Below are 4,956 nucleotides of genomic sequence, written 5' to 3'. Positions count from 1 at the left end.
AGGACCGTGAAACAACTTTGCGCCGATGATAGTGCTGCAACCAGTGTGAAAGTAGGTTATCGTCAGGCTAGTTATATAGAAAACCCCCCATCAGCCTGAACGCGCTCAAGATCGCGTTCAGTGCAGATGGGGGGTTTTTGCGTCCGGAGATATACTCTCGACATGAACGAACACACTGCAAGAGACGTTGTACTGGTGCGCGCCATCGAGACCGCCGACCAGAATAAAGAAATTCTCAGCGACGACGATCGCATGTACGCCAGCCGCAGCGCGCGCGAACTCGCGCAATGGCAAGCCTCCGGCAAGCAAGCTGAAGTAACGACCGATGATTTCTTGCAGCAGCGCTCACAACTCATCCTCAAACGCATGGCCGAACGCACACCTGCGTTTGCCGTCTTCGCCAAACAGCGCCACAGCTGGAAGGCGTTCTCCCTTGCCCTTCCCATTATCGCGCTGCTGCTTGGCGCCGGCCTTGACCGCATCACCGATCCGCACCGCGTCGACCTGCTGTCGGCGCCGTTGCTGTTGATCGTCGCGTGGAATTTGCTGGTGTATCTATGCATGCTCGCCTGGTTGTTAATGCCTGCGCGCCGGCTGGCCTGGCCGAACTTGCGGCTGACACGCAGGCCTGGCTTGCCGCGTAAATTGCCGAGCGTGCTGTCATCGGCCCTGTTGAGTTTTTCTGCCGAATGGATGCAACTGAGCGCCAAGCTCACCGCCGCGCGACTGAGCCGCACCGCGGCCGCAGGCGGCGCGCGCTGGGTGCATTTGTACGCCGCCACCATGTTGTTGCTGGTTGTGCTGCCGCGTCTGCTGTTGGCTGCGCTCGGCAACTGGCGGGCAGCGCGATGGGGGCAGCGTTTTCCGCTGGATCTGGAGCAGCCATATTTTCGCAAACTCGGCGGAAGTTTCGGCATCGCTGCGGGCGGCACCCTGCGTGTGCTGCCTTACAGCTTTACCGTTGACGAAACACGCCACAAAAGCCTGGCGCAAATCGCTGTCACGCTGTTCGGCGAGCAAGGCCGCCTGATGCTGCGGCCTCCCATTGCGTACGGTGCGGAACCGCAGTTGATCTTGCGGGATGTGGACCTGAGCGTGGACACCACGGCGGTGCTGTTCAACTTGTCGGCCACGCCGGAGAAAGAAAATCACGGCGTCCTGCTCGACTATCTGGTGGCGTCATCACCGCGCGAGGTCATTGCCTTGCTGGATGAATCAGCCTATCGTGAACGCATGGGCGAACAGGCCGATGCCCGCGCGCGTCTGGCTGAGCGCTGCGCGCTGTGGCAGCAATTTTGCGCCTTCCATCAAGTCAAGACCGAGGTCGTGAACCTGTTGAAGCTCCATGGATAAACGCACAGCCATTCAGCTCGCGCTGATCTCGCACACCAACAACGGCAAGACGACGCTGGCGCGCACTTTGATCGGCAGGGATGTCGGCGAAGTGCGCGATGCCGCGCATGTGACGATCTTCGCCGAATCGCATACGCTGCTCGAGACGCCAGAGGGCGATATCTTGCAGCTGTGGGATACGCCTGGCTTCGGCGACTCGGTGCGCCTGCTGAAGCGGCTGGGGCAATCGGCTAATCCGATCGGCTGGTTTCTGCGCGAAGTCATCGACCGTCATCGCGACCGCCCGTTCTGGCTGAGCCAGCAAGCGCTGCGGGCCGCCAAGGATGCGGCCGATGTCGTGCTCTATCTGGTGAACTCCGCCGAGCCGCCCGAAGACGCCGGCTACCTGCCTGCGGAAATGCAGATCCTGGCATGGCTGGGCAAGCCGGTGCTGGTGCTGCTCAATCAGATGGGGCCGCCGCGCCCGGCGGCGCAGGAGCAAGCGGAGCAGGCCCGGTGGCGCGATTGTCTGCGCCAGTGTCCGGCGGTGCGCGACGTGTTGGCGCTTGATGCGTTCGCGCGCTGCTGGATCCATGAAAGGGTGTTCTACGAGGCGGTCGGCAAGCAACTGAGTGAGCTGATGCAAGCGGCGTATGTGCGCCTGCTCGGTGTTTGGGAGGCAAGCAATGCACAGCGCTATGACCAGGCCATGCAATCGCTGGCCAAGCAGCTGGCGCTGGCCGCGCAGGATAGCGAGGTCATCGAAACCGAAGTCGGGAGCGTGCTCAAGTCCGCGCTGAAAGTGGTCGGCATCGGAAAGAATGCGGAGCAACAACGCCAGGACCGTGCCATGGCTGCCCTCGTCACGCGCCTGAACCAGGCGACTGCGGAGATGACGCGCGCGCTGCTGATCCTGCATCAGCTTGATCCTGCCGAAGCCGTCAAGATCAACGCCAGGGTGCGCGACAATTTCTCAGTGCGGGCGCCGATCGACCAGGCGCAGGCTGGCTTGCTGGGCGCGATGATTTCCGGCGCCGCGACCGGCCTGTCGGCCGACCTGCTGTCTGGCGGCCTGAGTCTGGGTGGCGGCGCACTGCTCGGCGGCGTGGTGGGCGCACTGACCTTTGCCGGCGCGGCCTGGGGATTCAATTCCAGCACCGATCGCCAGCAGGCGACCATGCAATTTACCGACGCCTTCATGCGCACGCTGGTGGTGGCCGGTGTATTGCGCTATCTGGCGGTCGCGCACTTCGGTCGCGGCCGTGGTGATTTTATCGAAGGCGAGTCGCCGGCGTTCTGGCAGAGCGAGGTGGAGCAGATGGTTGCGCGTCACGATGCGGAACTACGGGCGCTGTGGCGGATCGTGCGCGCTGACAATGCGGCCGGACCAGCCATCTGCCTGATCCAGCCGCTTGTTCAGCGCATCGCATCAGCCACGCTGGCGCGGCTGTATCCAGGCATGCAGCGTTAAGCGCTTCAGAACTGGTAGCGGGCGCCGAAAGTATAGATCGAAACTTCGCTCTTGCTCAGGTAGGTGCCTTCCAAGCTCAGCGAGAAGTTGCGGTTGATTGCGTAGCGCACACCGACGCCGACCACTGCATCAGTGTCGGTGCGGTCGCTCATCGTGCTGCGGTTCGCTTTCATGGTGGTGCGGCCCACGCCGGCACGGCCCGACAGACTGAAACTGTCGTTCAGAGGTATGCTGCCGATGGCGGCAATGCCGGAATGCTGGTCGGGGTAGTAACCGGGTGCCGACAGCGCCGCCACCAGAGGGATGAAGCTCAGGCTGCGGGTATAGACTTCGAAGCCGAAGTTCGGTGTGTACTGGTAGCCCAGTCCGGCGCCGAAGGAAATGTCGTCACCGTTGGCGGCGTACTTGGAAGAGACCGAAGTCCGGCCGCCGATGACTTCGGCATAAACGCCCGGTTCGAAGCCAGGTCTGGCGAAGGCCGGCGCAGTCGCCGACAGCAGCGTGGCGAGCGCCGCGGCGCTGATAATGGTATGTCGCATATTGCTCCTGATATGAAGTGGTACTACCGGGGCGGAGTTGACTAATTTTTAATTCCGCCAGTAAGCGAATAGTACCCACAACTTATTTTTAAAGCAATCTTGCCGGCTCCGCCGGCTGAACGGCCAGCAGACGGCGCATGGCGCTGGCTTCTTCGCCCGGACTGCGGCCGAAGAAGCGCTTGAATTCCCGGCTGAATTGCGAGGGGCTTTCGTAGCCGACCTGGGCCGAGGCAGATTGCGCCGTCATGTCGCTGCGCGCCATCAGCAGCCGCGCCTGGTGCAGGCGGGCAGACTTCAGGTACTGGATCGGCGAGCAGTGCGTAACCGACTTGAAATGCACATGGAAAGCCGGCACGCTCATATTCGCTTCGGCGGCCAGCATGCCGACGTCGATGTCGGCCGCATAATCGGCATGGATGCGGCGCAGCGCCTTCGCGATCCGGCCGAACTGGCCCTGGTTGGTCAGCGCCGCACGCATGGCGGCGCCCTGTTCCCCCATCAGCACGCGGTAGCAGATTTCGCGCACGATTGCCGGGCCGAGCACGCGCGCTTCCAGCGGGGAGCTCAAGGCTTCGAGCAGGCGCAGCACGGTTTCGCTCAGGCGCTCATCCATGCGGGTGGTCATCATGCCCTTGGGCATGGCCGGCACTTCGTTGTCGGTCTGATCGATAGCAAACATCAGGTCCGCAAGGGTGGTGCGGTCGACCCGGATCGACAGGCCCAGGAATGGTTCCTCCGGTGTGGCGTCGGTGGTGCTGGTGAAGGGCATGGGCACGGCCACTACCAGGTAATGCTCGGCGTCGAACTGGAGCACGTCGCCGCCAAAGTAGGCGCGCTTGCGCCCCTGGAGCACGATCGCTATGCAGGGGTCCGACATGGCCGGGGTTTTGGTCGAGCTGCAATTCGAGCGGGTCAGGCGGACGTCGTCGAGCGCCGATAAGGTATAGCCCTCGTTGCGCGCTAACTGTTGATGCAGTGCGATCATGCGTTCCACGTCCAGGTCCTCTCAAATGCTGTCATGAATAGGAATGATCCATGATTCCAGGGTTCATCGCCACTATGCACACACCGATCTATAGGATTAGGCAATAAGTGCATAGTCGTGTGCATTCGCAGCATGGGCCTGATTCCGTAAGATGCAGTCTGGTGTTACTGCCATCGAAAGGACTGCGTCATGACTGCTACTGTACAAACAATTCGTAAGGTTATCCTGATTGCCGGCGCCAGCCGGGGCTGCGGTCCGTCGACAGCCCGCCAGTTGGCGGGCGAAGGACATCATGTGGTCCTGGGCGCGCGACGCTCCAGCAAGCTGCACGCGCTGGTCTCGGAGATCCGCAGGGCTGGCGGTTCAGCTGAATGGTATGCGCTGGATGTATCGCAGCCGGAAGAGATGCGCGAGTTTCTGGCGTTTGCCGAGGACGTACATAAGCGCGTTGATATTGTCATTAATAATGTTTGACAGAATTACTACACCCTTGCTATAGTTCGCCCCCTTGCAGAACAAGGCATTCAAATGCCGAGTTAAGTAAGGAAAATAAGAGCTTGACGAGATAGACGAAACGCTTCATACTCTTGCCTCTTCGCTGATGAACACAACGCTTCTTCAGCAAGCAG

At 61.3% G+C, this 4,956-nt stretch carries 5 protein-coding genes; 3 read left to right on the top strand and 2 right to left on the bottom strand.

The annotated features are described in order from the left end of the window. The first annotated feature begins 162 nt into the window (after positions 1–162). A complete protein-coding gene (locus AC07OK_RS30645) occupies positions 163–1,353 on the top strand; it encodes a DUF2868 domain-containing protein (protein ID WP_494693823.1) in 1,191 nt (396 codons plus the stop codon). Further along, positions 1,346–2,803, top strand: a complete 1,458-nt coding sequence (locus AC07OK_RS30640; RefSeq protein ID WP_494693822.1) for a DUF3482 domain-containing protein — start codon at positions 1,346–1,348, stop codon at positions 2,801–2,803. The genes AC07OK_RS30645 and AC07OK_RS30640 overlap by 8 nt, the downstream gene beginning before the upstream one ends. 5 nt (positions 2,804–2,808) lie before the next feature. Here AC07OK_RS30640 and AC07OK_RS30635 read toward each other — a convergent pair whose 3' ends face one another. Both AC07OK_RS30635 and AC07OK_RS30630 read right to left on the bottom strand, forming a co-directional pair. Next, positions 2,809–3,342, bottom strand: coding sequence for an outer membrane beta-barrel protein (locus AC07OK_RS30635; protein ID WP_494693821.1), 534 nt, complete (start codon positions 3,340–3,342; stop codon positions 2,809–2,811). 88 nt (positions 3,343–3,430) lie between these two features. Then, positions 3,431–4,327 (bottom strand): AraC family transcriptional regulator, encoded by an 897-nt coding sequence (locus tag AC07OK_RS30630; protein WP_494693824.1) that lies wholly within the window; start codon positions 4,325–4,327, stop codon positions 3,431–3,433. Positions 4,328–4,516: 189 nt separating this feature from the next. On the opposite strand from AC07OK_RS30630, the gene AC07OK_RS30625 reads away from it, so the two are divergent. Beyond that, positions 4,517–4,801, top strand: coding sequence for an SDR family NAD(P)-dependent oxidoreductase (locus AC07OK_RS30625; RefSeq protein ID WP_494693820.1), 285 nt, complete (start codon positions 4,517–4,519; stop codon positions 4,799–4,801). The last annotated feature ends 155 nt before the right edge of the window (positions 4,802–4,956 follow it).

This window comes from Duganella sp. GW821-FHT07G03 (assembly GCF_059418605.1).
Note: the sequence above shows the minus strand (reverse complement) of the source record. Positions and strands in the feature narration are given on the sequence as shown.